15 protein-coding genes and 1 pseudogene are annotated in these 26,074 nt (G+C 74.5%); 8 read left to right on the top strand and 8 right to left on the bottom strand.

Going from position 1 to position 26,074, the window contains the following annotated elements:
* Window positions 1–7: 7 nt before the first annotated feature.
* The 7 genes from IOD16_RS17675 to IOD16_RS17705 all read right to left on the bottom strand — a co-directional run bounded on the left by IOD16_RS17675 (window position 8) and on the right by IOD16_RS17705 (window position 11,604).
* Window positions 8–1,327, bottom strand: a complete 1,320-nt coding sequence (locus IOD16_RS17675; protein WP_201440917.1) for a hypothetical protein — start codon at window positions 1,325–1,327, stop codon at window positions 8–10.
* Window positions 1,324–6,492 carry a peptidoglycan-binding protein gene (locus tag IOD16_RS17680; RefSeq protein WP_201440918.1) on the bottom strand — a complete coding sequence of 1,723 codons (5,169 nt, stop codon included), beginning with the start codon at window positions 6,490–6,492 and terminating at the stop codon, window positions 1,324–1,326. The genes IOD16_RS17675 and IOD16_RS17680 overlap by 4 nt, the downstream gene beginning before the upstream one ends.
* Complete coding sequence (locus IOD16_RS17685; RefSeq protein ID WP_201440919.1) at window positions 6,489–8,456, bottom strand: CHAT domain-containing protein; 1,968 nt, start codon at window positions 8,454–8,456, stop codon at window positions 6,489–6,491. Before IOD16_RS17685 ends, IOD16_RS17680 begins: the two co-directional genes overlap by 4 nt.
* Window positions 8,457–8,615: 159 nt before the next feature.
* Window positions 8,616–8,978, bottom strand: a complete 363-nt coding sequence (locus IOD16_RS17690; protein WP_201440920.1) for a hypothetical protein — start codon at window positions 8,976–8,978, stop codon at window positions 8,616–8,618.
* A gap of 135 nt (window positions 8,979–9,113) precedes the next feature.
* Window positions 9,114–10,379 carry an SLC13 family permease gene (locus IOD16_RS17695; RefSeq protein WP_201440921.1) on the bottom strand — a complete coding sequence of 422 codons (1,266 nt, stop codon included), beginning with the start codon at window positions 10,377–10,379 and terminating at the stop codon, window positions 9,114–9,116.
* A 44-nt stretch (window positions 10,380–10,423) separates the two neighbouring features.
* Window positions 10,424–11,044 carry a GyrI-like domain-containing protein gene (locus IOD16_RS17700; protein ID WP_201440922.1) on the bottom strand — a complete coding sequence of 207 codons (621 nt, stop codon included), beginning with the start codon at window positions 11,042–11,044 and terminating at the stop codon, window positions 10,424–10,426.
* On the bottom strand, window positions 11,041–11,604 hold the full coding sequence (locus IOD16_RS17705) for a PadR family transcriptional regulator (protein ID WP_236595063.1): 564 nt from the start codon (window positions 11,602–11,604) through the stop codon (window positions 11,041–11,043). Before IOD16_RS17705 ends, IOD16_RS17700 begins: the two co-directional genes overlap by 4 nt.
* Window positions 11,605–11,714: 110 nt before the next feature.
* Between IOD16_RS17705 and IOD16_RS17710 the strand changes: the two genes are divergently transcribed.
* The 8 genes from IOD16_RS17710 to IOD16_RS17745 all read left to right on the top strand — a co-directional run bounded on the left by IOD16_RS17710 (window position 11,715) and on the right by IOD16_RS17745 (window position 20,084).
* Window positions 11,715–12,512, top strand: a complete 798-nt coding sequence (locus tag IOD16_RS17710) for a hypothetical protein (protein WP_201440923.1) — start codon at window positions 11,715–11,717, stop codon at window positions 12,510–12,512.
* A gap of 96 nt (window positions 12,513–12,608) precedes the next feature.
* Complete coding sequence (locus IOD16_RS17715; RefSeq protein WP_201440924.1) at window positions 12,609–13,070, top strand: SRPBCC family protein; 462 nt, start codon at window positions 12,609–12,611, stop codon at window positions 13,068–13,070.
* A 267-nt stretch (window positions 13,071–13,337) separates the two neighbouring features.
* Window positions 13,338–14,171 (top strand): vWA domain-containing protein, encoded by an 834-nt coding sequence (locus IOD16_RS17720; RefSeq protein ID WP_123741742.1) that lies wholly within the window; start codon window positions 13,338–13,340, stop codon window positions 14,169–14,171.
* Window positions 14,172–14,179: 8 nt separating this feature from the next.
* The gene (locus IOD16_RS17725) at window positions 14,180–14,965 is read left to right on the top strand and encodes a protein phosphatase 2C domain-containing protein (RefSeq protein ID WP_123741743.1); all 786 of its coding nucleotides are present in this window, start codon (window positions 14,180–14,182) and stop codon (window positions 14,963–14,965) included.
* Window positions 14,928–17,072: a hypothetical protein gene (locus IOD16_RS17730; protein WP_201440925.1), complete on the top strand. Its 2,145-nt coding sequence runs from the start codon at window positions 14,928–14,930 to the stop codon at window positions 17,070–17,072. Before IOD16_RS17725 ends, IOD16_RS17730 begins: the two co-directional genes overlap by 38 nt.
* Window positions 17,073–17,254: 182 nt before the next feature.
* Complete coding sequence (locus tag IOD16_RS17735; protein WP_236595064.1) at window positions 17,255–18,916, top strand: glucuronyl esterase domain-containing protein; 1,662 nt, start codon at window positions 17,255–17,257, stop codon at window positions 18,914–18,916.
* Window positions 18,917–19,077: 161 nt separating this feature from the next.
* Window positions 19,078–19,581, top strand: coding sequence for a peptide-methionine (S)-S-oxide reductase MsrA (gene msrA, locus IOD16_RS17740; protein WP_123741744.1), 504 nt, complete (start codon window positions 19,078–19,080; stop codon window positions 19,579–19,581).
* The gene (locus IOD16_RS17745) at window positions 19,578–20,084 is read left to right on the top strand and encodes an MOSC domain-containing protein (RefSeq protein ID WP_236595066.1); all 507 of its coding nucleotides are present in this window, start codon (window positions 19,578–19,580) and stop codon (window positions 20,082–20,084) included. Before msrA ends, IOD16_RS17745 begins: the two co-directional genes overlap by 4 nt.
* A 38-nt stretch (window positions 20,085–20,122) precedes the next feature.
* Here the strand turns inward: IOD16_RS17745 and IOD16_RS17750 are convergent.
* Window positions 20,123–26,044, bottom strand: a pseudogene (locus IOD16_RS17750) (thioester reductase domain-containing protein); the annotation flags it as partial.
* Window positions 26,045–26,074: the final 30 nt, after the last annotated feature.

Genomic DNA, 26,074 nt, shown 5'->3' on the forward strand with positions numbered 1-26,074 from the left:
TGGTCGGTCAGTCGTGGTGGTCATGGTGGGCCTCTCGGATCATCGAGTCGATCAGGTCGTAGAGCTCCGCGCCGGCGGCCCGGTCGTCCACCGCCGGACCCGCCTCGCCGTCGTCGGCGCGTGAGCCGTCCCCGACGGCCTTCGCGACCTTGTCGAGGATCAGGTCCTGCGCGTTGACGCGGCCGGGCGGCGGCGGGGCGAACAGGGCGGGTTCGCGGTCGAACGCCAGCCGTGCCGCCGCGATCAGGCACCGGACGTCGCTGGTCTCCGGCCGCTGGTGGTCGGCCAGGCCGTCGGCGGCGGTGCCGGCGTTGCGCTGCTGCGCCGCGGTGAACGCGATCACCTCGCGCAGCGGGCGGTCCCCGAGGCCGGGGTACGGCCCGTCCAGCAGCGCCTCGACCATCGGGGCGATGTCGTCCTCGAACGGCCCGCACGCCGGCCGTGCCGCCGGGAAACCGGTCTCCGCCAAGGCTTGTGCGGTCACCGCGAGCCGCACGGCCGCGGGCGGGTGGACCAGCACCGGCCCGTCGAGCTCGGCCGCCGCCCGGGTGTCGTCCACGACGAGCAGGTCGGCCAGCGCGGACGCGAACGCCGGTCCGCCGGCGAGCACCCCGTACAGGTCGGCGAAGACCTCCGGCAGCCACGTGTCCCAGGCGTCGCGCCGGGCTTCGGGCATGGTCCGCGACACCGGCCGGGTCAGCGCGCGGACCGTGCCGAGCAGCCCGAAGTCGCGGTCCACCGCGTGCCCGACCTCGTGCCCGACCACCACCGCGTCCGGCAGGTGCACGAGCTGGTACCAGGGCAGGCCGATGACCGGGATCGGCAGCCGCGTGACCACGCCGAGGAAGTCGGCGGTGTCCAGGGCGTCCGGCACGTCCTCGACCGCGAACGGCGTCTCCCGCAGGTGCGTGAACGGGCTGAACTCGCCGCTGAGGTGCACCAGCGGCGCCTCGCGGTCGCGACCGGCCGCCGCGGGCTCGTAGCACCGCCAGGCGAACTCGTCCACGGCGGTCAGGAACGGCCGGTACCACTCGACGTAGCGCAGGTTCAGCTTCGAGCGGTAGAAGTCCCACAGCCGGTGCACCTCGAGCATCCGCAGCTGGAGCCGGCGGCACTCCCGCAGGACGTCGTCGCCGGCGGCGGCGTCCAGCTCCGCGCCGATCCTCTCGACCACGCCGCCGAGCCGGTCGGTGAGCCGGACGACCTGCGTGCGGTGCTTGCGCAGCACCCGGCCGGGATCGGTCTCGGCGCGCCAGCGGGCGAAGTCGGCGTCGATGCCCGCGAGCTTGTGCCGCAGCTCGGCGATCTTGCGCTCGACGGTGGTCACGGCCGCCCTCCCGGTCCGGGCACGAGCCGCAGCCACGGCAGGTGCGTGTGCAGGGCGACGCCCGCCGACGACAGCACCCGGTCCAGGCCGGTGGCCTGCCGCGCCGGCGAGCGCAACCCGCCCGCCACGTCCGCCAGCGACCGGCCGGCCGCGATCGAGCCGATCAGGGCGTCGCACAGCTCGTGCCCGCCGTCGCCGGCCAGGCCGGCGCCCAGCACGCCCGCGCAGCGGCCGAGGGCGAACAGGTCGCCCGCGAACGCGTTGCGCATCAGCAGGTACGAGATCGCGTCCTCCGAGCCCCACGGCCGGTTCACGTCGAGCACCACGAGCGGTCGGAACCCGTCGCGCGGCACGGCGGCGAGCACCCGGTTGAGCGCCGTCACCGGGATCTCCTCGGCGGCAGGCGTGGCGCTGAACGCCTCCGCCGCCCAGCCGCCGGCCAGGAACGTGAGCGCCGCGCCGCCACCGGATTCGCGCAGACCGCCGGCCAGGTGCACCACGGCGGGCGTCCGGCCACCCCGGACCGCGCGGGTCACGGCGGCGGCGAGCCGGTCCAGCGTGGGGTTGTCGACCTGGTCCACGTCGAACCCGTGCCCGCCGTACAGGCGGGCCAGGTCGACGCCCGCGTCCAGGTGCCCGCGGGCGGAGGTGATCTGCGCCGACCCGCTCGGCTGGGCCAGCACCGCCAGCGGCCTGACCGGCTGGGCGAGGTCGCGCTGCAACCGGTCCAGCAGGTCGGGTCCGAGGTCGGCGTCCCGGGTGAGCCGGCGTGCCACCTGGTAGCGCAGCAACGCCTCCCTGGTATGCGGGCCGAGGTCGCCGTCGGCCGCCAGGTCCGCGCCGACCAGCCGGTTGAGGCCGACCTGGACGAACCTGATCTCGTCGCGGTACGCGGCCTCCCGCGAGACCGCCCGGTGGAACGTGGCGACGGAGCGGTCGAGCACGAGCAGCCGCCGCACGTCCGGCCGCAGCGCCAGTTCCCACGGCACCGGGCTCAGCCCGCGGTCCTCGACGTCGCACCGGAGGTCGAACGGGTCGGCCAGCGCCCGCAGCGCGGGACCGGGCAGGAGCAGCGACCCGAGCCCGGCGCACGTCGCCTGCCAGTCGTCCCGCAGCCGTTCGGCGAGCGCCCCCGAGCCGGCCCGGCCGCGGCCGGTGTCGAGGATCGCGTCCACCAGGGCGTTGTCGTGGCGGACGGTCGCCTCCACGTCCGGCGGGACGGACGTCCGCACGACCAGCGCGCCGTCCTCGACGGTGAGGCGCACCCGCCCGCGCGTGCTCCTCAACGTCGTGCCGATCCGCCCGCGCGTGAAGCGGGACGCCACCTCCGCGCGGCGGGTGTCGCCGAGCGCGGCGAACGCCGCGCCGGCCCGGACCAGCTCCGGTTCCGACTCCCGGCCGGCCCGCTCCGCGAGGACGCTGCGGGCGTAGTGCGACCGCGCGTGCCACTGGGTCTCCCGCTCGTCGGCGGTGGCGAGCAGCGACGCCGCCCGGCGCAACGACGCGTCCGCCCGTTCCGGCTCGTCCAGCGCGATCAGGGCCTCCGCGCGCTCCACCAGGAAAGCCGCGCACAGCATCGGGTGGCCGCCGAACTCGTGGAGGAACGCCTCGGTGTCGCCCGGCGGCGGGAGCCCGAGCCGGTCCGCGGCACGCGACCACTCCCGGAGCGCGAACCAGGAGCCCCCGGTGGGCCGCGCCCCGGCCAGCTTCCGCTCCGCTGCCGCGCGGTCGCCGGTCAGCCGGTCCACCTCGGCCGACCTCAGGTCGAGCAGGGACCGGTCCACGGCACGCATCCGGTCCGCCTCCGGCCGCACCAGCGACGCGACCTCGCGCCACGCCTCACGGGCGAGGTCGTCGTGCGGATCGGGCACGCGGCGCAGTTCGCCCAGCACGACCAGGCGCGCGGACGCGGGCGTGATCTCGCGCAGCCGTGCCACCAGTTCGGTGATCAACCACCGGCGCGTGTCCGGCAGGTCGACCGCCAGCCCTGCCACGGCGGCGCGTGCCACCAGGGGCGGTGGGCCCGCCCGCCGCCGGAGCTCGTCGAGCACGGTGGTGACGACGTCGAGCGCCTCGTGCGGCTGGGCGGCCAGCCCCAGCAGCTCCACCCGGGCCAGTTCCGCCTCGCACCAGGCAGCGCTGCCCCGCGCGGCCAGTTCGGCGGCCTCGGCCAGGTGGTGCTCGGCCAGCGTGAGGTTGCCGACCTCCCGCAGCAGCAGCACCGCGGAGTGCGCGTGGCAGCGGGCGACGGCGGCGCGGTCACCCTCGCGGCGCCACCGCGACCGTGCGGCTTCCAGCGCGTGCAGGGCTTTCCCGTAGTGCGCCAGCACGCCCTCGGCGATCCCGACCAGCTCCCGGGCGAGCGCGGAGCCGGGTGAGCCCCGGGCGACGTCCTCGGCCCGGCGCGCGAGGTCGAGCGCGAGCAGCGGCCGGCGAGCGGCCAACGCCACCCGCGCGCCGGCGGCCGGTCCCTCCCAGTCCCCGTCGTGCGCGGTGACCCGCCGGGCGTGGAAGGCCGCCCACTCCAGGCGGTGCGCGCCGAGGCCGAGGTCGACCGCGAGCAGGCCGGCCCGCCGCCGCTGTCCGGTGGTCAACGGCTCGCCGCGCCGGGCCAGGACCACCTCGCTGATCGCTTCCGCCCAGCGCCCGAAGTGCCGGTGCGCCTTGACGATCCGCAGCCGGATCGGCGGTTCCCAGCGGTGGGCGCCGACGCGGACGGCCGCCTCCGCCGCGCGCCGGTACTCGTCGGGGGCCCGGCGGTCGCCGACGACCATCAGCACGTCGCCGAGCAGCACGCGCAGCCTCACCTCGTCCTTCGTGCCCCGGGCCTGCGGCAACGCCCGCGTCAGCTCCGCCTTCGCGCCCGCCGGGTCACCGGACTTCACCGCGAGCGCGGCGCGCACGTAGGCGAGCCGCCAGTCGGGCACGACGGTCGCGCCGGGGCCGTCCGCGTCCCGCACGACGGCGGCGAAGTTCTCCTCCGCCCGGCTCCACAGCTGGTCCGCCGCTTCGACGCCGCCCACCCTGGCCAGCTGCGTGAGCGCTGCGGCCAGCTCGTACCGGGCTTCCACCAGCGTCTCCCGGGTGACGATCGGCGTGTCACCGTCCCAGACGCGCGGGTCGCCGTCGGCGTCGACGTAGTCGGGGCCCAGCACCTCCTCGGCCAGCGCCGCCCGCCGGTGCGCCTCGCCGAGCTCGACCCTGTCCAGGGCGTCGCGCCAGTAGGGCGCGGCGGCGGGCCCCACGAGCTGGAACCGGTGGTAGACCGCTTCCCGGGTCCACCGGTCCCACCGGTCGGGGTCGGCTTCCGCCTTGCGCTCGAAGAAGGTCACCGCCTCCGCGTGCAGCCGGTCGTGCACGCCGTGCCGCCGGAGCAGGCGGCGCATCGGCCCGGCCACCGCGACCGCGAACCGCAGCGAGTCCGGTTCGCCGGGCACCGGCACGACCCACGACGTGGTGCCCGCGAACCCGGCCAGCCGCGCCCACGCCGCGTCGACGTCCGGCTCCACCGCGGTCGGGAACAACGACGCCGACCCACCGCCGGGCAGCACGTCCGCGCCCGGGTCGTCCAGGTCCGGCGCGCCGCGCACGACCGCGCGCAGCAACGGTTCCACCACCGCGCGCACGAAGTCCAGGCTCAACGCGCGCGGCACCATCCCGTACCGCAGCAGCCACCGCAGCCCCGGGTCGGTGATCGGCGCCAGCACCTGGAGCACCAGGGCGGTCAGGTCCGCCTGGTACTCGCGGATCTCCGCCGGGGTGATGTCCGGCCGCTGCTGCACGAGGTCGGCCAGGCGCGCCAGCACGACCGGCTCACCACCCGCCTTCGCCACGATCGCGTGCCGCAGGTCGGCGCGTTCGACGTGGCGCAACCCGGTCAGGTAGCGGGCGGCGTCGTGCGGCGTGAACGGGACCAGGTGCCGGGTCACCCCGGCGGGCAGCACCGGAGCGCCTCCGCCCCCGACCGGGTGGCGGCCGGCCAGCACGAACCGCACCGCCGGGCAGTGGTGGTGCAGCCGGAACAGCTGGCGGAGCAGTCCGTCGAGCTCCTCGCCCGGCCGGTGCGGGTGCACCCGGTCCAGCGCGTCGAGCACCATCACCGCGGGACGGCCCGCCGTCGCCTCGTTGAGGGTCCGGACGAAGTCCCTGGTCACGCTCGCGCCGAGCCGGTCGCGTTCGTCGCACAGCCGCCTGCTCGCGGCGGCCGCCCGGCCCGGGTCGGCGACTTCGCGGCGCGAGAGCAGCCCGGTCCACGCGTAGCGCTCCAGGAACTCGGTGAACGGCGCCGCCGCCAGCTGCCGGTCGAGCTGCGCGGCGGCCTCCACCAGCAGCAGCCACGGGTACCGCGCCACGTTGACGGGGTCGAGCACGTCGAAGTCGCCCAGCGCGCACGGCACGCGCCCCGGCACGAGCACCCGTGAGACCAGCCAGCGCAGCTCCATCGTCTTGCCGCGCCCCGACGGGCCGTGCACCACCACGAGCCGCGGTCCGTCGCCCCGGACGAGCCGCTGGTAGGTGGCCCTGGTCCCGGCCGTCTCCAGGAACGTGGCCGACTGGAGGTACTCGGTCGACCACAGCTTGCGGGTGCGCAGGTACGCGGCCCGGTCGTTGCGCAGGGCGATCAGCCCGGGGCCGATCAGCCCGGCCCGGTCCTCGGCGCCGAGCACGTCGATCAGGCCCTGGCACGACGCCAGGTCGTGCCGGTGGTCGGCCTTGGCGTAAAGCCGCACGAACAGCTCGGCGGCGGCGCGGTGGTCGACCAGCACCAGCTGTTCGAGCAGGTCGACGGGCTTGTGCGCGGACCGGTAGCGCCGCGCCAGCCGGTGCGCCAGCGACCGCAGCCCCGCGGGCACGGTCCGCGGGTCGGTCCCGTCGGGCCACCAGCCGTTCCAGTAGCGCGACCGCGCGCCCTGCCGCAGCCGGTACGCCTCGCGCGTGCCGCCGACCGGCTCGACCTCCGGCTCGGTGACGACCTCGTCGAACGGGGGCGCGTCCTCGACGTCGGCGACGAGCACCTCGTCGTACAGCTCCCGGTCGAACGACCGGACCGCCGCGCACCGCCGCAGCACGTCCCACTGGTCGGCCGGGCGCAGCGACGCCAGGACGTCCTCCAGGGAGTCGCCCCGGGCCAGGCGGCGCAGCAGCTCGGCGTCGACCGGCTTCATCGCATCCGCCTCACGAGGTTCTCCAGGTCGCCGAGCACGGCGGGGCTCCACCTGCCGGTGGCGACGCCCTTGCCGATCGCCTCGATCAGCTGCACGTGCGGGTCGCCGATCGCGCGGCCGACCGCCAGCACGACGTCCTCGGCCAGCGCGGCGAACTCCTCGGCCTCGATGCAGTCCAGGTCGACCCGCGTGCCGCCGCCCAGCTCCGGCCAGTGCGTGGCGAACTGCTCGTTGGTCATCACGACCACGAGGCTCAGGTTGGGCAGCTCGCCGTCGGCGATGTGCCGGATCAGGTGGTCGTACAGCTGCTGCCGGAACGCCGAGTCCAGCACGTTCCCGACGTGGTCGAAGACCAGCAGCAACGGCTCGGGTCGGGCCGCGCGGCCCAGGCACGCCCGGAACGACTCGAACGTCGCCGCGACGTGGTGCGAGGTGCCGCCCGTCAGCCGCGGCCACCGCGCCGGTTCCGGCGTCGGCGCCGGCGGGTCCGGTGGCAGCCTGCCCTCGGCGAGGTGGAGCACGTCGTGGTTGAACCGGTCGAACGCCGACGCCACGCCGTCGGGCGGGTTGGGCAGGTCCTCCGCCACGTCCCGGATCGCGTACAGCACCTCCAGGAAGTCGAACCTGGCCGGCCGGTCGCCGAGGACCTCGACCGGGTTGGGCCGGTCGAAGCTGACGTACTTCACCCGCCGCCCGCGCACCGCGCACCGCCGCCGCAGCCAGTTCAACAACCGCGTCTTGCCCACCTGCGACTCGCCGACCACGAGCAGCAGCGGTTCCAGCGGCTCGCCGGCGTCCGGGTCGACGCCCTTGAGGAGCTGGTGGCGCTCGTGGACGCGGTTGACGAACGCGCCGACCTCCTTCTCGAACTGCTGCTCGATGCGCACCGCGCGGGCACCGGTCGCGGCGAGGTCCGGGAGCACGTCGTCCGGGCGCACGCGCGCCGTCAGGCTCGGCAGGATCCAGTCCCGGGCGCCGTCGGAGACGCCGGTGTCGGCGTACACGGCCTCGCGTGCCGTCGTCACGGCCCGGTCGACCGGCTCGTTGGCCAGCAGGCTCCGGTACAGCGAGCCGCCGAACAGCGCCGCCGCCGTGCCCCGGATGTCGCCCTGCATGCCGACGACGGCGGCGGCCCCGCTGTCGAGGAACACGTCGGTCAGCGCGACCGCGTCCGCCGTCTCGCCGGAGCGGCAGGCGTTCAGGATCGCGAGGCGCGGCGCGGGACGGCTCAGCAGGTCGCCGATGTAGGTGGGGGTCAGCAACCAGGCCTCGCGGCCGGGCGGGACGATCCGCAACGCGGGCTGCCCGGTGCTCGCCTTGCGCGTGCCGTGCCCGATGAAGTGCAGCACGTGCGGCATGACGCGCCGGTAGGACGACTTGAGGTCCGACTCGGTCGGCCGGGACAGGAACTCCGCCTCGATCCGGCCCGGTGCGCCGCCGACGACCCTCTTGATCTCCCGGACCTCGTCGCGGGAGCCGATGTCGTCGTCGTCATCGCCGCGCACCACCAGCACCCGGATCGGCAGCGCGTCGGCCACCGGCTCGGCGGACGGCACGCGCCGGTGCACCCGGGTGAACGGGTGGTCGGGCTGGACGAACAGGGCGTGCGCGGACCTGGCCGACTCCCACGGCAGGCCGCGCAGCGCCGGCGGCAGGCACAGGAACGTGCGCCGCACCTCCGGCCGCGACCAGTGCGCGCGCACGTCCGGCGGCAGGAGCAGCCGGCCCAGGTGCAGGCCGAGGTCGGCGAACGCCTGCGACTCCGGGTTCGCGTGGAGGAAGCCGACGACCGCGTCCACCCCGGTGACGGCCGGTGGCACGGGCAGCGACCCGGCGTCCAGGTCGGCCGCGACGGTGCCCGAGGCGGTCGGCTGGGCCGGCCACGCGCCACCGTCACCGAGGTAGAGGTCTACCCGGTAGTCGGCTCCCTGGCCGGGCTGCGTGATCTCGATCAACGCGTCCACAGGGGTTCCCCACTCGCTCCGGACCCGACGTCCTCCCCGCCGGCGGTCTACCCCTGGAGTCGACCCTGGACCGAGTGGGGTTACGAGCTATCACCCGATTGCGCTAACGCATACCACTGTCAGGCCCATCGGGCAGGGGAACGCGCACGCGACGCCGCGTCAGCGCTGCCCGGCCAGCAGGATCGCGCCGAGCACCACGAAGCAGACGAAGAAGGTCGGCAGCGAGGCCAGCACCAGCCACCCGAACGCGAGCCGCTTGTGCCCGAAGAAGCGCCGGACCAGCCAGGCCGACACGAGGGTGGGCAGGACCAGCCGGCCGAGCACCACCCCGACCCCGTACCCGGACGGGGGCGCGCCCGCGATCACGACGGCCGCGACGAGCACGACCCCCACCCACACCAGCGACGCGAGCAGGCTCCGGCCGAACGACGTGCCGGCGGGAGCCGCGGGAGCCGGTTCGCGGGCGGGATCGACGGCGGGCTCGGGCGGGGGCGGCGAGGCCGCGTCGCGGTCGAACTCCACGGTTCACCCCTAGGTGCGGTCCGGCTGGTCGTGCCGTTCGGCGAACCGGTGTGACCAGCGCAGACGGCGACGGGAAGGGTACCCCCGCCGGTGCCCGGCCGACGTCGCGACCGCGGCGCCGCCGTGCCGGCGGTGTCAGCCGACCAGCAGGAGCGCGCCGATCGAGGCCGCCGTCGCGACGACCGCCAGGCCGGCGCTGGTCCACACGAAGCGGGCCATCGGCACCCTCACCCCGTTGGCGACGCACCGCTCGTACCACAGCAGCGTGGCCAGCGACGCCCACGGCGTGATGATCGGACCGACGTTCGTGCCGATGAGCAGCGCGAGGAGCTGCCCGTGGTTGCCGGTCGGCACCACCGACTCGCCCGCGACGTACGCGGGCAGGTTGTTGACCAGGTTCGACAGGGCCGCGCCGGTGCCCGCCGCGCGGATCGCGCCGAGCGCGCCGTCCTCCGTGCCGATCAGCGCGCCGACGATCCCGGCCAGGCCGTGCCGGTTGACGGTCTCCACGACCAGGAACAGCCCGACGACGAACACCAGCAGCCGCCACGGGATCAGCCCGGGGCGCAGCGCCGGACGCCGGCGCAGCGCGAAGGCGAGCACCAGCAGCCCCGCCGACACCGCGGAGGCCAGGCCGATCGGCACGCCCGCCACGATCCCCGCGACGAACAGCAGGCAGGCGATCGCCGCGACCCGGAACAGGACGGGGTCGGCGGGCAGGTGCCGCGCGGGCAGGAGGTAGGACGCGTCACCGCCCCGCTTGCCGCGCCGCCAGTAGAACACCCACAGGAACACGCCGGTCGCGACGATCGCGGCCAGCTGCGGCGCCCACATCCGGGCCGCGAACTGCGCGGGGGCCAACGCCACCCGGTCCGCGGCCAGCAGGTTGGTGAGGTTGGAGACCGGCAGCAGCAGGCTCGCCGTGTTCGCGAGCCACACCGTGGTCATCGCCAGGGGCAGCGGCTCGATGCGCAACGTGGCCGCCAGCGCCAGCAGCACCGGGGTGAGCAGCACGGCGGTGGTGTCGAGGTTGAGCCCCATGGTGGTGACCGCGGCCAGCGCCACGCACAGCAGGAACAGCAGCGGGTAGCGGCCGCGGGCCAGGATCGACAGCCGGGTGGCCAGGACGGCGAACACCTCGGCCTCGGCGGTCAGCTCGGCCAGCACGATCACCGAGCCGAGGAACAGCAGCAGCGGCACCACCCGGCCGACCGCGGCTCCCGCCTGGTCGACGGGCAGGGCGCCCGCGAGGACGCAGACGACGCCGACGACGAGCAGGCCGAGGGCGACCAGGTCGAGCGGGTGCGGCCGCGCCGGAGGCCGTGGACGGCGCCTCTTCGGCTGGTCCGCGCCGGTCGGGGGCGTGTCGGCGCGTCCGGCTCCGAGCCGCTCGTCGGACATGGGGCAATGCTGTCACAGCCGCGGTCGCCCCCCCCGTCCCGCGCTCAGCGAGGACGGACGGGTTGGCGCAGGACCGTCCTGAGCTTGGCGGGTTCGGTCCTGCGGGGGTCGCCGACGTAGACCTCGTGGTGCAGGCCGGTCATCACCAGGTCGTTCGCCTGGAGCCACTCGTGGTGGAGCCTGGCCAACACCGGTCCTTCGTCGTCGTAGGGCCCGATGTGCAGGACCTGGGCGCTGGTTCCCTCGTGCAGGACCTCGCGGCGGACGTCGGCGATGGCGGGCAGCGCCTTCTTGGCCGCGGCGACGCCCCGGGCCTCCGCGATCACGTCCTCGGTGATCCAGTCGGGTTGGCTGATGAGCATCCGCCAGTGCCACGCGTCCTTGGCGCGAGCGGTGAAGACGCTCGGTTCGTCGGCCCACCACAGGCCTTCCAGCGGCGCGACCACGAGATCACGGCCCTCGCGCCTGCTCGCGAACTTGATCGCGTAGGCGACCGAGTAGAGCGCTTGGACGGCGGCGGCGTACTCGGCGCCGGTGTTGGGGTCGCCGCGACCGTCGACGGCGATGAACTGCTGCTCGGGCACGTCGACGAGCGCCCAGTCGGTGTTCCTGGGCGCGTAGAGCCGCTTGAGCTCCCGCTTGACGTCGTAGCGGTCCGGGCTCATCGTCCGCCGTCCTCCTGGTCCGGTGCACCGGTCGGTTCGGCCCGGTAGGCGGACAGCCAGCGCTGTTCGGCCTCGAGTTGGGCCAAGGAGTACTCGAAGACCGCGCGGGCGAAGCGGGGCGCGTGCGGTTGGGCGGCGACGGCCGCGCGGAGTTCCGCGATCTTCCCGGCCACCGCGGCGGCGCGCCGGGCGAGCGCGGCGCGGAACCGGTCCGGCGGGATCACGGGCTGGTTCGCCAGGCCGACGAGGACCGGCGGGTACACCGGCCGCAGCTCGGCCACCGCCGCTTCGGCCGACCGCGCGCACGCCCGGCGCCCGTCCTCGGTCGGGCCGTAGACCTTGCGGGACCTGCCCCGCCCGGAGGCCGGCGGGCCGACCTCCGCCACGAGGCCGCGGTCGCGCAGCTTCGCCAGCAGGTAGTAGATGGAGCTGAACCCGATCTCGGTCCACTCCCGCATCCCGCGGGCGGTGATCACCTCTGCCAGCTCGTAGCCGTGCCGGGGTCGTTCCACCAGCAGGCCCAGGAGGGTCAGTTCGGCGGGGGTCAGGTCCTCGGGCACCCGACTATCCTAGTACTAGGACAACATGACCGGGCGGTCGCGTTCACCGAGCACCACCGGCAGCGTCGGCGACAGACTGGACGCGCAGCTCGTGAGGAGGGGGTGGTCCGGTGAAGACCCGAACGACCGCGGTGCTCGCCGTGTGCGTCGCCGCCGGTCTCGTCGCGAGCCTGCTGGTCTTCCGGCGCTCCGCCTCCGACGCGCCGCCGCCCGCCCCGGACGCGCCGGCGGCCGGGGCGGGTGTGCGGGTCGGCGTCGCGATCAGCGACCACGGCGCCGAGCAGGGATGGTTCCTGATGGCGTCACAGGACGTGGCCCGCCGGACCCCGCCCGAGGACGTCGCGGACTGCCGGGCCCTGCACGCCTGGGCGTTGCGCGAGGGCGCGCTCCCCGTCGGCGACACCGCCCACACCGTCACCTTCTCGGCGGAGCACCGCACCACGATCGAGAGCACCTACGTGCGGGTCGTGCCGGACCCGACGCCCTACCCCGCCGGGCAGCCGCCCGCGGTCCGGCTCCGGTGCCTGCCCCGCCCCGGCGCCACGCCGCCGTTCCCCGAGCCGGGCGAGGCGCGCTTCCGCGTCAACGGCGGCTCCCGGCCGCTGACGTTCGAGGAACGGCGCCAGGTCGAGCCCGGCGTCGACGCCCGGTTCGACGTCGTGGTCGACCTGACCGGCACGACCGGCCCGTTCGCCTACCGGGTCGAGATCGGCATCGCGGAGGGCGGCGGGTTCCGCATGGTCCCGGTCAACGGCGGCGACGACGTGCTCTTCGCGACCGAGGACGGCGGCGGCATGGGGTACTGGCCCGCGACGACCACGTGGACGATGGGCCCCACCCGCACCAGGACCGACTGCCCGGCGGCCACCGACCCGGCCCCGGACCTGCGGGCCGAGTGCGCCGGCTGAGCCGGGTGACCGCGTTCCGCCCCGGCGCGGGTAACACGGCGTCGCCGTCCGACGACTTGGTGCACTGGGCACGCCCGCCACGAACCAGGAGGCACCATGGCACTGTCGCCGAAGTACGCCGTCTACCACTCCGCCGTCCTCGACGCCGACCCCGACCGGGTGTGGGCCGAGGTCCGGGACATGATGGCGCTGCTCGACATCGTCTTCGGCGAGGGCATCGAGAAGGCCCGCTGGACGCACGGCGGCTCGGCGGAGAAGGTGCCGTCGCCGTTCGAGTTCACCCTCCTGCCCCACCACGACCTGGCCCGCGAGGAGGTCGTGGGCCGCTCGGAGACCGACCGCTCGCTCACCTACCGCTCGGTCGACCAGGTGCTGTTCATCGTCGACTACCTGGCGACCTACCGGGTCCGGCCGGTCACGAACGAGCCCGGCCGCAGCTTCGTCGACTGGGAGCGGGAGTTCCGGGTGGTCCCCGACGCGCCCGCCGGCTTCCTGGACGACCTCGAAGCCCTCTTCGCCCAGGAGATCGCGAGCGTGAAGGCGCACTTCGCCCCCTGACGCGGCAGTGACGGTGGCCAGGGCGCGGCTGGTGGCGCCCACGTCCTGACACCTGGCCACGCTGAACCCGGACGGCTGTCGCTGTCCAGCGTGGGCACCGACAACCCGTACGACCGGGTGGAGATTCCGGGGCCGCGCGGTCCGGTTCGTCGTCGGCGCGCAATGCGGCCGGGGAGCTGAGCGGTGACGCCGGGACGGCCCGATCCCGGCTGCCGCTAGCCTTTCGGGTGATCCACGTGCCGTCCGTGGGAGAGGTGGACACCCTTCGTGACCTACGCAGCCGAGATCAGCCGCGCCAACCCGTCCTGCTTCGTGTTCCTGGTCGACCAGTCGTCGTCGATGAGCGACTCGATCGGCGGCGGGCAGCAGCGCAAGGCCGACGTGGTCGCCGACGCCATCAACCGGCTGCTCGCCGAGCTCAGCGTGAAGTGCGCGAAGGAGGAAGGCGTCCGCGACTACTTTCACGTGGCCGTCATCGGCTACGGGCACGCGGTCGGCTCCGCGTTCACCGGCCCGCTCGCGGGGCGCGACCTCGTGCCGCTCAGCCAGGTAGCGGAGAAGCCCGCGCGGGTGGAGAAGCGGACCAAGAAGGTGCCCGACGGCGCGGGCGGACTGGTCGAGACGACGACCCGCTTCCCCGTCTGGGTCGACCCGGTCGCCAACGGCGCCACGCCGATGTGCCGGGCGCTGGCCGCGGCCGAGTCGCTGGTGTCGGACTGGGTGTCGCGGCACCCGGACGGCTTCCCGCCGATCGTGCTCAACCTGACCGACGGCGAGTCCACCGACGGCGACCCGGCCGGCGCCGCGTGGGGCGTGCAGACCCACGTCACCGCCGACGGCGCCGCGCTGCTGTTCAACCTGCACGTCTCCGCCGCCAACGCCGTGCCGGTGACGTTCCCCGACACCGACGTGGCGCTCCCGGACGCCTACGCGCGCACCCTGTTCGGCATGTCCAGCCTGCTGCCACCGCACATGCGCTTCTACGCGCTCCAGCAGGGCGTGCCGGCCGGCGACCTGGCGCGCGGGTTCGTCTACAACGCCGACATCACCTCCCTGGTGCAGTTCCTGGACATCGGGACACGTGCCACGGACCTGCGCTGAGCGGCGGCATGGTCACCTCTTCCCTCCGCGTGCCCAAGCAGGGCCACACACCGCGGGAGTGCGAGGACGCCGCCCACGTCGTGGCGGTCCCGGACGGATCCGTGCTCGCGGCCGTGGCCGACGGCGCGTCGGAGAGCCTGCTCGCGGGCGAGTGGGCCGACCTGCTGACGCGGACCGTCACCGACGCCGCGCGGGACGACGACCGCGTGCTGCGGGACGCGGACCGCTTCGCCGCCGCGCTGGTGCGCGCCGGGCAGGCGTGGGGCGGGTGGCTCGCGGAGTACGTGGCCAAGCGGGAAGCCGAGGACCGCCCGATCGCGTGGTACGAGCAGCCGAAGCTGGACCGGGGTCCGCACGCCACCGTGCTCGCCGCCCGGTTCGACGCCGACCCGTCCGGGGTGACCAGGTGGGAGGTCGCGGCGCTGGGCGACAGCTGCCTGTTCCACACCCGCGACGACGAGCTGCTGCGCGCGTTCCCGATCGAGTCGGCGGCGGCGTTCGACAACACGCCGGGCCTGGTCAACGCGTTCAACCGCGATCAGGAGCTGCTGGCACGGCACGTGCGGGCGGTGTCGGGCACCGCGTCGGGCGGCGACGGGTTCTTCCTCTGCACGGACGCGCTCGCCGCCTGGTTCCTGGGTGCGGCGCAACGGGGTGAGCGACCGTGGCGGGCACTGGCGGAGTTCACCCGAACCGGCGATCTCGACGGGTTCACGGTCTGGCTGGCGCACGCGCGGGCGGAGGGGCTGATGCGCAATGACGACGTCACCGTCGTTCACGTCGACCTCGGGTGACGAGCCCGTGCGGGCGTGGCCGTCCGGCGCGACCTACGTCGAGGCGTTGCAGGACACCGCGCTGTGCTTCCGGGGCACCGACCTCGCCGGGGCCGACGTGCGGGTCGACGCGTTGGGCCGCCCGCGCGCGATCTCCGGCAACTTCGCCGGCGTCTTCTCGGTGACGGTCGCCGACGGCACCCGTTACGCGATCAAGTGCTTCACCCGCGAAGCGCCGGAACAGGCCGCCCGCTACCGCGCCGTCGGCGACCACCTGGCGCGCCTGGACGACGACTGGACCGTCGGCTTCGAGTACCTCGGCCGGGGCATCCTCGTGGAGGGCGTCTGGCACCCGGTGCTGCGGATGGAGTGGGTGGAGGCGGTCAACCTCCTGCGCTGGCTCGACGAGCACGTGGACGACTCCGCCGCCGTGTCCCGCGTCGCCGAGCGGTTCGCGGACCTGGTCGACCGGCTCGCGGCGGCGGGCGTCGGGCACGGCGACCTCCAGCACGGCAACCTGCTGATCACCGCCGACGGCGCGGTGAAGCTGGTCGACTACGACGGCGTGTACGTGCCCGCGCTCGCCGGGCTGCCCGCCGCCGAGACCGGGCACCGCAACTACCAGTCGCCGGACCGCACCGCGGCCGAGTTCGGCCCGGACGTCGACCGGTTCTCGTCCTGGGTGGTCTACCTGTCGCTGGTGGCCCTGGCGACCGACCCCTCGCTGTGGCGGCAGCTGCGCGACGAGGACGCCGAGCACCTGCTGCTCGCCGAGTCGGATTTCCTCGACCCGACGGGCTCGTTCCGGCTGGCCACGCTGACCGGTCACCCCGACGCGCGGTTACGCAAGCTCGCCGAGCGCTTCGAGGACATCCTGCTCCACCACCGCGCCGCTCCCCCACCGCTCGAACGGCTCGACCCCGTGGAGCTATCCGGTGGAGAGGTTTTCCACGGCGTGGAGCCAGCGGGCCCCGGCCTGCCCTCCTGGCTGGCGGAACGCGTCGACCCGCACGTGCCCGCGCCGCCGCCCCTGGTGCGGTTCGGCCGTCGCACGCCCGCCCTGGCCGTGTTGACGTGGGCGCTGGCGGTGCTGCTGCCGTTCGGCGTGCCGGCGGCGATCCTCGTGGACGAGGCGGTGGCGGTCGCGGACCTGTCCGCCGTGCTGACCTGGGCGGCGGCCACTGCGGCCGGCTACCGACGTCAGCCCGAAGCCGTCTCGGCCCGCGCCGCCCGCGCCGAGCGGAAGCGGCTCGCCGACGCCCGCTCGGCCGCCGCCGCCCGGGCCGCCCAGGTCGACCAGGACGCCCGCGAGCTCGCCGAGGCGACCGCGAAGGCCAAGGCGGAGCAGGACCGGCGGCGGCGGGACCTGCAACAGCGGCACGACCAGCGGCTGCGCGCGCACCAGCGGGCCGTGAAGGTGCACCTGGACCAGATCGACCGCGACCGGCAGGGCTCGGTGGCCCGGATGCACCTGGAGGAGCAGCGGCTGCTGGTCCGGCGGCAGAAGGCGCACCTGCGCGCGGAACTGGCGAAGTTCCGCCTCGCGACCGCCGGCGTCGAAGGTGTCGGGCCGACGCAGATCGCCAACCTCGAAGCCGTCGGCATCCGCACCGCGGCCGATTTCGTCGGCGTCCGCTACGAGGTGGACGGCCCCGACCGGGTGGCGATCTTCGTCCTGGTCGACGGGCGTTCGGTGAGCGCCGCGCGGGTCGGCGAGGTGTCGGCCGTGCTCATCGACCAGTGGCGGGAACGCCGCACCGCCGAGGTCGAAGCCGCTCGACCCGCCGCGTTGACCCCGGTGGAGCAGCGGGCGATCAGGATCCGGTTCGCCGCGGAGCGGGCCGCGCTCGACGACGAGCACAAACAAGTGCTGGTCGAGGCCGAGGCGAAGTTCGGCGAGCTGCGGGCCGAGCTGCGGGCCGAGCAGGTCGCCCTCGCCGACGAGATGAAGACCGCCAACACGGCCGCCGCGCACACCCGCGTGGACCACGACCGGGCGGTGGCCGAAGCCGCCGTGCGGCTCGAACGCGCCGAGCGGGCCGCCGCCGAGGGCGTCACGCGCGCCGACGCGTTCCGGCCCGTCACCTACCGCGGCTACCTCCGCTTCCTCCTGACCGGTCGGAACTGACCGCCGCGCCGTCGCGCCCCCGTTCGACGCCCGATCCGCCGCGCCAAGTGAGACCGCGACCTGAACTGGTACGCCCGGATTCATTGACACGTTTCGAGGGTCTGCTCGAAACTTTAGACGCTTCGCACCGGTCGTCGTGCGGTGTCGCCGTCTCCACCACCCTGTCTCAAAGGAGAGCCCTGGTGATCATCAGTTCAAGCCGCCTGGAAGTCCGTTCGGCGGTGATCATGTTCGCGATAGCGGCGTTGGCGCTGGCCGGCACGTTGACCGCGGTGGCGAGGTCCACGGCCGCCGACGCCGCGGCGAGCGACGTCGTGGTGTCGGCCGGTGTGGAGGACGACGGCGCGGACTGCCCGGTCAGCCTCCCGGGCTCGTACCCGTCCACCTCGCGCCTGCCGGACCCGTTCACGAAGCTCGACGGTCAGCGGATCACGTCGCAGTCGGAGTGGCGTTGCCGTCGTGCGGAGATCCGCGAGATGGCGGAGCGGCACGTGTTCGGCGACAAGCCGGCGAAGCCCGCGTCGGTGACGGGGACGGTGTCGAGCAGCAGCATCTCGGTGAACGTGTCGCACAACGGTCGCACTGCGAGTTTCTCGGCCAGTGTGCAACTGCCCAGCGGCACGGGTCCGTTCCCCGCGGTGATCGTGTACGGCGGGTTCGGCGGTGACACGGCCACGATCCGGGCGGCGGGTGCGGCGATCATCAGTTTCGACCCGTACTCGGTGGGTCGGGAAGGCACGCCGCGCAACAACAAGCAGGGCGCGTTCTACACCCTGTACGGCAACACCAGCCCGACCGGTCTGCTGATGGCGTGGGCGTGGGGGGTGTCACGGATCATCGATGTGATCGAGTCCTCCGGCGGCAACGTCCTGCGCGCCGACGTCGGCGTGACCGGGTGCTCGCGGTTCGGCAAGGGCGCGTTCGCCGCCGGCGTGTTCGACCAGCGGGTGGCGTTGACGATGCCGATCGAGTCGGGGACGGCGGGTGTGCCGATCTACCGGGGTGTCAACGCCGAGGGCGGTCAGACCCTGTCCAGCGCCTACGGCGAGCAGCCGTGGTTCGGTGACGCGTTCAGCTCCTACACCGGCAACCCGAATGCCGCCCCCGTCGACACCCACTCGCTGGTGGCGATGGTGGCCCCGCGTGGGTTGTTCATCATGGACAACCCCCACATCGCCAACCTGGGTCCCCGTTCGGCGAGCGTGGCGGCGTTGGGCGGTGCGGAGGTGTACAAGGCGTTGGGTGCGGGCGCGAACATCACCTATCACTCCAACGTGACCGACGGCAACCACTGCGCCAACCGGTCGGAGTGGCGCACCCACATCACCCAGACGGTGCAGAAGTACCTGACCAGGACCGGCAGCCACACCGGCGTGATCACGATGCACAGCAAGGCCACCGGCAACCTGTCCCAGTGGCGCGACTGGACCACCCCCACCCTCGGCAGCGGTCCCACCAGCACCACCACGACCACCACTACCGGCGACACGACCACCAGCACCACCACGACCACCACCACCACGACGACGACCACGACGACGTCGCAGCAGCCAGGTGGCTGCACGGCGACGGTGTCGCTGAACCAGTGGACCGGCGGTTTCGTGGCCACGGTGAAGGTCACCGCCGGTTCCTCGCCGGTCAGCGGCTGGACCGTCGCCATGACGCTGCCGTCGGGCGCCACCGTCACCAACGCGTGGAACGTCAACCGCAGCGGCAACACCGGCGCGGTGAACTTCACCAACGTCGGCTTCAACGGCAACCTCGCCGCGGGCCAGTCGACCGAGTTCGGCTACCAGGCCACCGGCAGCGGCAGCGGCATGACGCCGACCTGCGCGGCCAGGTAGTCACCCGGGGTCACCGGGCCCGGCGCGGAGGTCGCGAGCCTCCGCGCCGGGCCCTGCCCGTCCGCGTGGAGCCACGCGTCACAGCCACCCCGGGATGACAGCGGGGTGTGGGAGCGTTCACGCTGGTGGAGATATTTTCGGACTGAGGAGTGGAGCGCCACATGGCTACCGTGACCGAGAAGGCCGTCCTCGCGGGCGGGTGTTTCTGGGGCATGCAGGACCTGTTCCGCCGCCACCCGGGCGTCGTCTCCACGCGCGTCGGCTACAGCGGCGGCGACGTCCCGAACGCGACCTACCGCAACCACGGCAGCCACGCCGAGGCGATCGAAATCGTCTTCGACCCGGCCCAGCTGAGCTACCGCCAGGTCCTGGAGTTCTTCTTCCAGATCCACGACCCGACGACGCGCGACCGCCAGGGCAACGACATCGGCGCGAGCTACCGCTCGGCGATCTTCTACACCGACGACGAGCAGAAGCGGGTCGCGGAGGCGACGATCGCCGACGTGGACGCGTCCGGCAAGTGGCCGGCCCGGGTCGTCACCGAGGTGGCGCAGGCCGGCGACTTCTGGGAGGCCGAGCCGGAGCACCAGGACTACCTCGAGCGCTACCCGAACGGGTACACCTGCCACTACGTGCGACCTGAGTGGCAGCTCGGCGAGCGGTGAGCACGGCCGTCGAGGTCGTGGCGCTGCACGTGTCGCCCGTGCACGCCTACGAGGGCCGGCCGGGTGACGGGCCCCGCCCCGACCCCGAGCCGGTCTCGCGCGAGCACGTCGTGGTCCGGGCGGGCCTGGGCCTGGTGGGCGACCGCTACTTCAACCAGCCCGCCCACCGCGCGGCGGCCGTCACGTTCTTCGCCGTCGAGTCGCTGGAGCACATCGCCGACCGGCTCGGCCTGCCCGGCCCGCCGAACCCGCTGGTGGTGCGGCGCAACGTCGTGCTGCGCGGGTTCGACGTGGACCGGCTGGCGCGGCACGACGTGTTCACCCTCGACTCGGGCGACGGCCCGGTGCGGTTCGAGGCGCACCGGGCCGCCAACCCGTGCGGCTGGATGGACGCCGTGATCGCGCCGGGCGCCTTCAAGGCGCTGCGCGGCCGCGGCGGCAGGCGGTGCGTCCCGCTCGACGACGGCCTGCTCCGCCTCGGCCCGGCGACGCTGACCACCTGACCACCTGACCACCTGAGCGCCGGGGTCGCCGGCGCCCGTCACGCCCCGGCGACCAGCGTCAGCTCCCGGCTCGCCGGGTAGTAGCCGGTCTCGGTGAAGAACCGGATGTAGGTGTCCACCAGGTCGCCGGTGACCGGCGGGCAGGTGATGCCCGTGCCTTCCAGCGCCCGTTCCGTCGCCGACACGTCCACGTCCGGGTAGAAGCCCGCGTTGTCGGTGACCATCAGCTCGAACGCGTCCAGCAGCGGGATCAGGGAGTTGTCGCGGTCGGCCAGCACGGATCGCCGCCAGTGCGCCCACTCCCGTTCCTCCAGGCGGTAGCCGTGGGCGCGCAGCCGGGCCACGATCTCCCGCCAGCTCACCCGGCCCGGGTTATAGAGGTGGAACGTGCCGCCGGACTCGCGGGACAGCGCCACCACTGCGGCCGTCGCGTAGTCCACCGGCACCATCGGCACCGTGCCGTCGAGGCCTGCGGGCACCGCGCCCGCCTGGATCAGGCCCTTGGTGGCCAGCCACACGAAGTCCCTGGTCTGGCAGGCGCCGTTGACCTGGTCTCCGGACACCAGGTCCACCCGGTACACCCGCACCGGCAGGCCCCGTTCGGCCGCTTGGGCGACCAGGTGCTCGGCCACCCACTTGCTGCGCAGATAGCCGCTGGGCAGCGCGTCCGGCGGGCCCGTCGGGTCGTCCACGCCCAGCGGCACCCCCGGCGCACGCGCCCCGGCGAACACGCCGGTGGTGGACAGGTGGTGCACCGGCACGGTCCGGTGGCGGGCGGCCAGGCGCAGCACCTCCTGCGTGCCGTGCACGTTCGGCGCGCGCAGCTCGGTGTAGGGCCGCAGCCAGTTCACCGTCGCGCCCGCGTGGTAGACGGCGTCGACCTGGCGGGCCAGCCGGTCGTAGGTCTCCTCCGGCAGGCCGAGCCGCGGCCGGGACAGGTCGCCGGGCACGATCCGCAGTCGGGTCGCGTCCACCTCGTCCCACAACCGGTACCAGCGGAGGTTGTCCTCGACCTTGCGCAGCCCCTCGGCCTCGTCGGCGGCGCGCACCAGGCAGTGCACGGTCGCCGTGGACGCCCGCAGCAGGTCGCGCAGCAGGAACGCCCCGACGAACCCGGTCGCGCCGGTGAGCAGCAGGTGGTCCGGCGCGTCACTCGTGCGCACCACCTCCGCCGCCGGCCGGATGTCGTCGGCCAGCACCTCGTCGTAGTCGACGTCCGCGGCGCCGGCCGCCCCCGCCAGGAACGCCGCCAGCGCACCGGGCGTCGAGTGGTCGAACACGACCGTCGCGGGCAGGGTCAGGCCGGTGGCGGCGGCGACCCGGTTGCGCAGCTCGACCGACAGCAGCGAGTCGAAGCCCAGGTCCGGGAACGGCTTGTCCTCCACCTCGCCGGACAGGCCGAGGACGGCCGCCACCTCGCGCCGCACCACCACGCCGACCGCCGCCCGCCGCTCGTCCTCCGACAGCTCGGCGAGCTTCGGCACGGGCGCTCCCGTGCGCGCGACCGGCCGGACCGGCGGCAACAGGGTCCGCAGCAGCGGCGGCGCCTGCTCGGAGCGGGCGCGCAGGGCGGCCAGGTCCAGCGGCGCGCCCACCACCGCCGGGACGCCCGACGCCACGGCGGCGTCCAACATCGCCAGGCCCTGCTCGGACTCCACCGGCCGGAAGCCGGCCCGGGCGATCCGGGCCCGGTCCAGCTCGCTCAGGCCGCTGGTGATGCCGCTGGACTCGGCCCACAAACCCCAGGCGACGGACGTCGCGGGCAGGCCGAGCGCGGCGCGGTGGGCGGCCAGGCCGTCGAGGTAGGCGTTCGCGGCGGCGTAGTTGCCCTGACCGGCGCCGCCGATGACCCCGGCGATGGACGAGAACAGCACGAACGCGGTCAGGTCGTGGCCGCGGGTCAGCTCGTGCAGGTGCCGGGCGGCGTCGGCCTTGGGACGCAGCACGGCGGCGAGCCGGTCCGGGGTGAGGTCGCCGATCAGGGCGTCGTCCACGACGCCCGCCGCGTGCACCACGCCGGTCAGCCGGGTGTCGCCGAGGGCGGCTTCGAGCTGGTCGCGGTCGGCGGCGTCGCACGCGACGATCCGGGCGGACGCGCCCAGGGCGGTCAGCTCGTCCCGCAGTGCCGCCGCGCCGGGTGAGTCCGGGCCGCGACGGCTGGTCAGCAGCAGGTCCCGCACGCCGCGGCGGGCCAGGTGGCGGGCGACCACCGCGCCCAGCGTGCCGGTGCCGCCGGTGATCAGGACGGTGCCGTCGGTGGGCCACGTGGCCCGCCCGACCCGCGCGCGCCGCAGCTTCGGCACGTGCACGACTCCGCGCCGCACCGCGGCTTGCGGCACGCCGGCCGCGACGACCGCCGGGATCGCCGCCTCCGACGCCGGGTCGTCGTCGGTGTCCACGAGCACGAGCCGGCCCGGTTGCTCCGACTGCGCCGACCGGGCGAGGCCCCACAGCGCCGCGCCGTCCACGTCGGTGACGTCCAGCACCGCGCCGCGGGTCACCGCGACGAACGGGTCTTCGCCCCGGAGGTCGGCCAACGCGCGCGAGGCGCGGGTGTGCAGGTCGCCGTCGGGTACCCACCGCACCACGCGCGGCACGACGTCCGACGCCGGCAGCTCGACCGGCTCCCACTCCACCTCCAGCAGGGCGTCCTGTGGACGCAGCAGGGCGTCCGCGACGGCTTCGGCGGTGGTGGGGCGCAGGCTCACCGACCCGACCGTGGCCACCGGTCCCCCGCTCGGATCGGCGAGCAGCACCCGGTCGCCGTCCACGCGCGCCCGCACGTCCTGCGCGCCGACGGCGTGCAGCTCCACGTCGCGCCAGCGCACGGCGTCGCCGTCACCGACCAGGCGCAGCGCCGCGTCGAGCAGCGACGGGTGCAGGCGGAAGCCGTCGGGTGCCACGGGGTCGAGTGCGGTCCACTCGCCCACGTCCGGCCAGGTGGTCCGTGTAGCCGGGGCGAGGGTGCCCGCGGCGTTCAACGACCAGTCGCCGTCCAGTCGGGTGTGGACGGTCAGCTGCCCGTTCGCGACCCGCACCTGGATCAGCACGCCGTCGCGGTCCGGCACGACGACCGGTGCGAGGACGTCCATCGAGGCCAGTCGCGGCAGGCCCGCTTCGTCGCCGGCGCGGATCGCCAGTTCCACCAGCGCCGACGACGGCAGCACCACCGAACCGTGCACGCGGTGCCGTTGCAGCCAGGGGTGGCTGCGCACGGACACCTTGCCGGTGAACACGACCTCGTCCGCGCCCGCCACCACGACGGCCGCGCCCAGCAGCGGGTGGCCGGCGTGCGCCACGCCGAGCTCGGCGACGTCGGCCGCCTCCTGGTGCTCGACCCAGAACCGCTGCCGCTGGAACGGGTAGGTCGGCAGCTCCACGTGCCGTGCTCCCGTGTCGGCGAAGAACGCGCGCCAGTCCACCGCCGCGCCGAGGCCGTGCAACTCGCCCAACGCGGCGACCAGGCCGTCGCGCTGCAACGCCACCGCGGCGGCGTCGGTGTTCTCGCGCACCATCGGGGTCAGCGCGGCGGCCGGGCCGACCTCCACGAACGTGGTCACGCCCTGCTCGTCCAGCGCCCGGACGCAGTCGGCGAACCGCACCGCCTCACGCACGTGCCGGACCCAGTAGTCGGGCGAGGTCAGCTCGGCGTCGGCCGTGCCGGTCACGTTGGACACGACGGGGATCACCGGCGCGTGATAGGTGATCTTCGCGGCGACCCGGCCGAACTCCTCCAGCGCCGGTTCCATCCGGTACGAGTGGAACGCGTGGCTCACCGCGAGCCGCTTGGTCCGGCGGCCGCGAGCCCGCATCTCGGCCTCGACCGCCAGCACGGCCTCCTCGTCGCCGGACACCACGACGGACGCCGGGCCGTTCACCGCGGCCAGGCCCACCCGCGGCGTCAGCAGCGGCTCGACCTCGGCGACGGGTGCGGCCACCGCGACCATCGCCCCGCCCTCCGGCAGCTCTCCGATCAGCCGGGCGCGTGCGGCGACCAGCGTGCACGCGTCCTCCAGGGAGAAGACGCCGGCGACGTGCGCGGCGGTCAGCTCGCCGAGCGAGTGGCCCGCCACGAAGTCCGGCTCGACCTGCCAGGACTCCAGCAGCCGGAACAGCGCCACCTCGAACGCGAACAGCGCGGGCTGCGTGTACCGGGTCTGGTGCAGCAGGTCGGAGTCGGAGAACACCACGTCCTTCAGCGGCGCGGGCAGGTGCGGGTCGAGCAGCGCGCACGCCCCGTCGAACGCCTGCCGGAAGACCGGGAAGCGTTCGTGCAGGTCGCGACCCATGTCGGGGCGTTGCGCGCCTTGGCCGGTGAACAGGAACGCGGTCCGGCCCCGCTGCGGGACCGGCGCACCTCCGTCGAACGCCGCCAGCGCGGCCAGCAGCCCGTCCCGATCACGGGCGACGACCGCGCCGCGGTGCGCCAAGGCCGTGCGCCCGGTGGCGAGGGTGCGGGCGACGTCGAGCGGTGCGACGTCCGGTCTGGCGGCGAGGAAGTCGTGGAGTCGCCGCGCCTGCGCGTGCAGCGACTCGGCGGACCGCGCCGACAGCAGGAACGGCAGCTCGCCGTCCACCTCCGCGGACTCGACGGCCTCCTCCGGCACGTGTTCCAGCACCACGTGCGCGTTGGTGCCGCTGACGCCGAACGACGACACCGCCGCCCGCCGGGGGCGGTCGGTCTCCGGCCACGGCCGGGCCTCGCGCAGCAGTTCCACCGAGCCGGACGACCAGTCGACCACGGGTGTCGGCTCGTCCACGTGCAGGGTGCGCGGCGCGACGCCGTGCCGCATCGCCTGCACCACCTTGATCACGCCGCCGACGCCGGCCGCGGCCACGCTGTGCCCGATGTTGGACTTCAGCGAGCCCAGCAGCAGCGGCGTCGACCGGCCCTGGCCGTAGGTGGCCAGCAGCGCCTGGGCCTCGATCGGGTCGCCGAGCCGCGTGCCGGTCCCGTGCGCCTCCACCAGGTCGACGTCCGAGGTGGACAGCCGAGCGTCTGCCAGCGCGGCGCGGATGACGCGTTCCTGCGACGGTCCGTTCGGCGCGGTCAGGCCGTTGGACGCGCCGTCCTGGTTGACCGCGCTGCCCCGGATCACCGCCAGCACGGGGTGGCCGTTGCGGCGGGCGTCGGACAGCTTCTCCAGCAGGAGCAGGCCGACGCCCTCCGACCAGCCGGTGCCGTCGGCCGACGCGGCGAACGACTTGCACCGGCCGTCGGCGGCGAGACCGCGTTGGCGCGAGAAGTCGACGTACCCCGTCGGCGAGCCGTACACCGTGCAGCCGCCCGCCACGGCCAACGTCGACTCGCCCGCCCGCAGCGACCGGACCGCCAGGTGCAGCGCCACCAACGACGACGAGCAGGCCGTGTCCACCGTGACGGCAGGTCCCTCGAAGCCGAACGTGTAGGCGATCCGCCCGGACGCCACGCTGCCCAGCTTGCCGGTCATGAGGAAGCCCTCCAGCTCCTCCGGCCCGGCCAAGCCCAGGTAGCTCTGCTCGCCCAAGCCCGCGAACACGCCCGTGCGGCTGCCGCGCAGCGCGGCCGTGTCGATGCCGGCGCGTTCGAACAGCTCCCACGCGGTCTCCAGCAGCACGCGCTGCTGCGGGTCCATGCCCGTGGCCTCGCGCGGCGAGATGCCGAAGAACGCGGCGTCGAACTCGGTGGCGTGGTCGACGAAACCGCCTTCCCGGGTGTAGGTCCGGCCGGGCACCCCGGGCTCCGGGTCGTAGAGCCGGTCCACGTCCCAGCCGCGGTCGGCGGGCCACGGCGTGATGCCGTCACGGCCCTCGGCGACCAGGCGCCACAGGTCGTCCGGCGAGGTGACGCCGCCGGGGTACCGGCACGCCATCGCCACGATCGCCACCGGCTCGGGCGTCTCCAGCTCGGCGATCCGCTGCCGGGCCTGCTGGAGGTCCGCCGTCACCCACTTCAGGTACTCGACCAGCCGCTCCTCGTTGGACACTGCGTTCTCCTCGATGTCGTGGGT

Origin of the sequence: Saccharothrix sp. 6-C (assembly GCF_016695385.1) — a bacterium.
In the GTDB taxonomy this organism is placed as follows: Bacteria; Actinomycetota; Actinomycetes; order Mycobacteriales; family Pseudonocardiaceae; genus Actinosynnema; species Actinosynnema texasense.

Coding starts and splice junctions, on each gene's coding strand:
- IOD16_RS17680 (WP_201440918.1), bottom strand. CDS start 6,492: ATGAAGCCGGTCGACGCCGAGCTGCTGCGCCGCCTGGCCCGGGGCGAC.
- IOD16_RS17695 (WP_201440921.1), bottom strand. CDS start 10,379: ATGTCCGACGAGCGGCTCGGAGCCGGACGCGCCGACACGCCCCCGACC.
- IOD16_RS17700 (WP_201440922.1), bottom strand. CDS start 11,044: ATGAGCCCGGACCGCTACGACGTCAAGCGGGAGCTCAAGCGGCTCTAC.
- IOD16_RS17715 (WP_201440924.1), top strand. CDS start 12,609: ATGGCACTGTCGCCGAAGTACGCCGTCTACCACTCCGCCGTCCTCGAC.
- IOD16_RS17725 (WP_123741743.1), top strand. CDS start 14,180: ATGGTCACCTCTTCCCTCCGCGTGCCCAAGCAGGGCCACACACCGCGG.
- IOD16_RS17730 (WP_201440925.1), top strand. CDS start 14,928: ATGACGACGTCACCGTCGTTCACGTCGACCTCGGGTGACGAGCCCGTG.
- msrA (WP_123741744.1), top strand. CDS start 19,078: ATGGCTACCGTGACCGAGAAGGCCGTCCTCGCGGGCGGGTGTTTCTGG.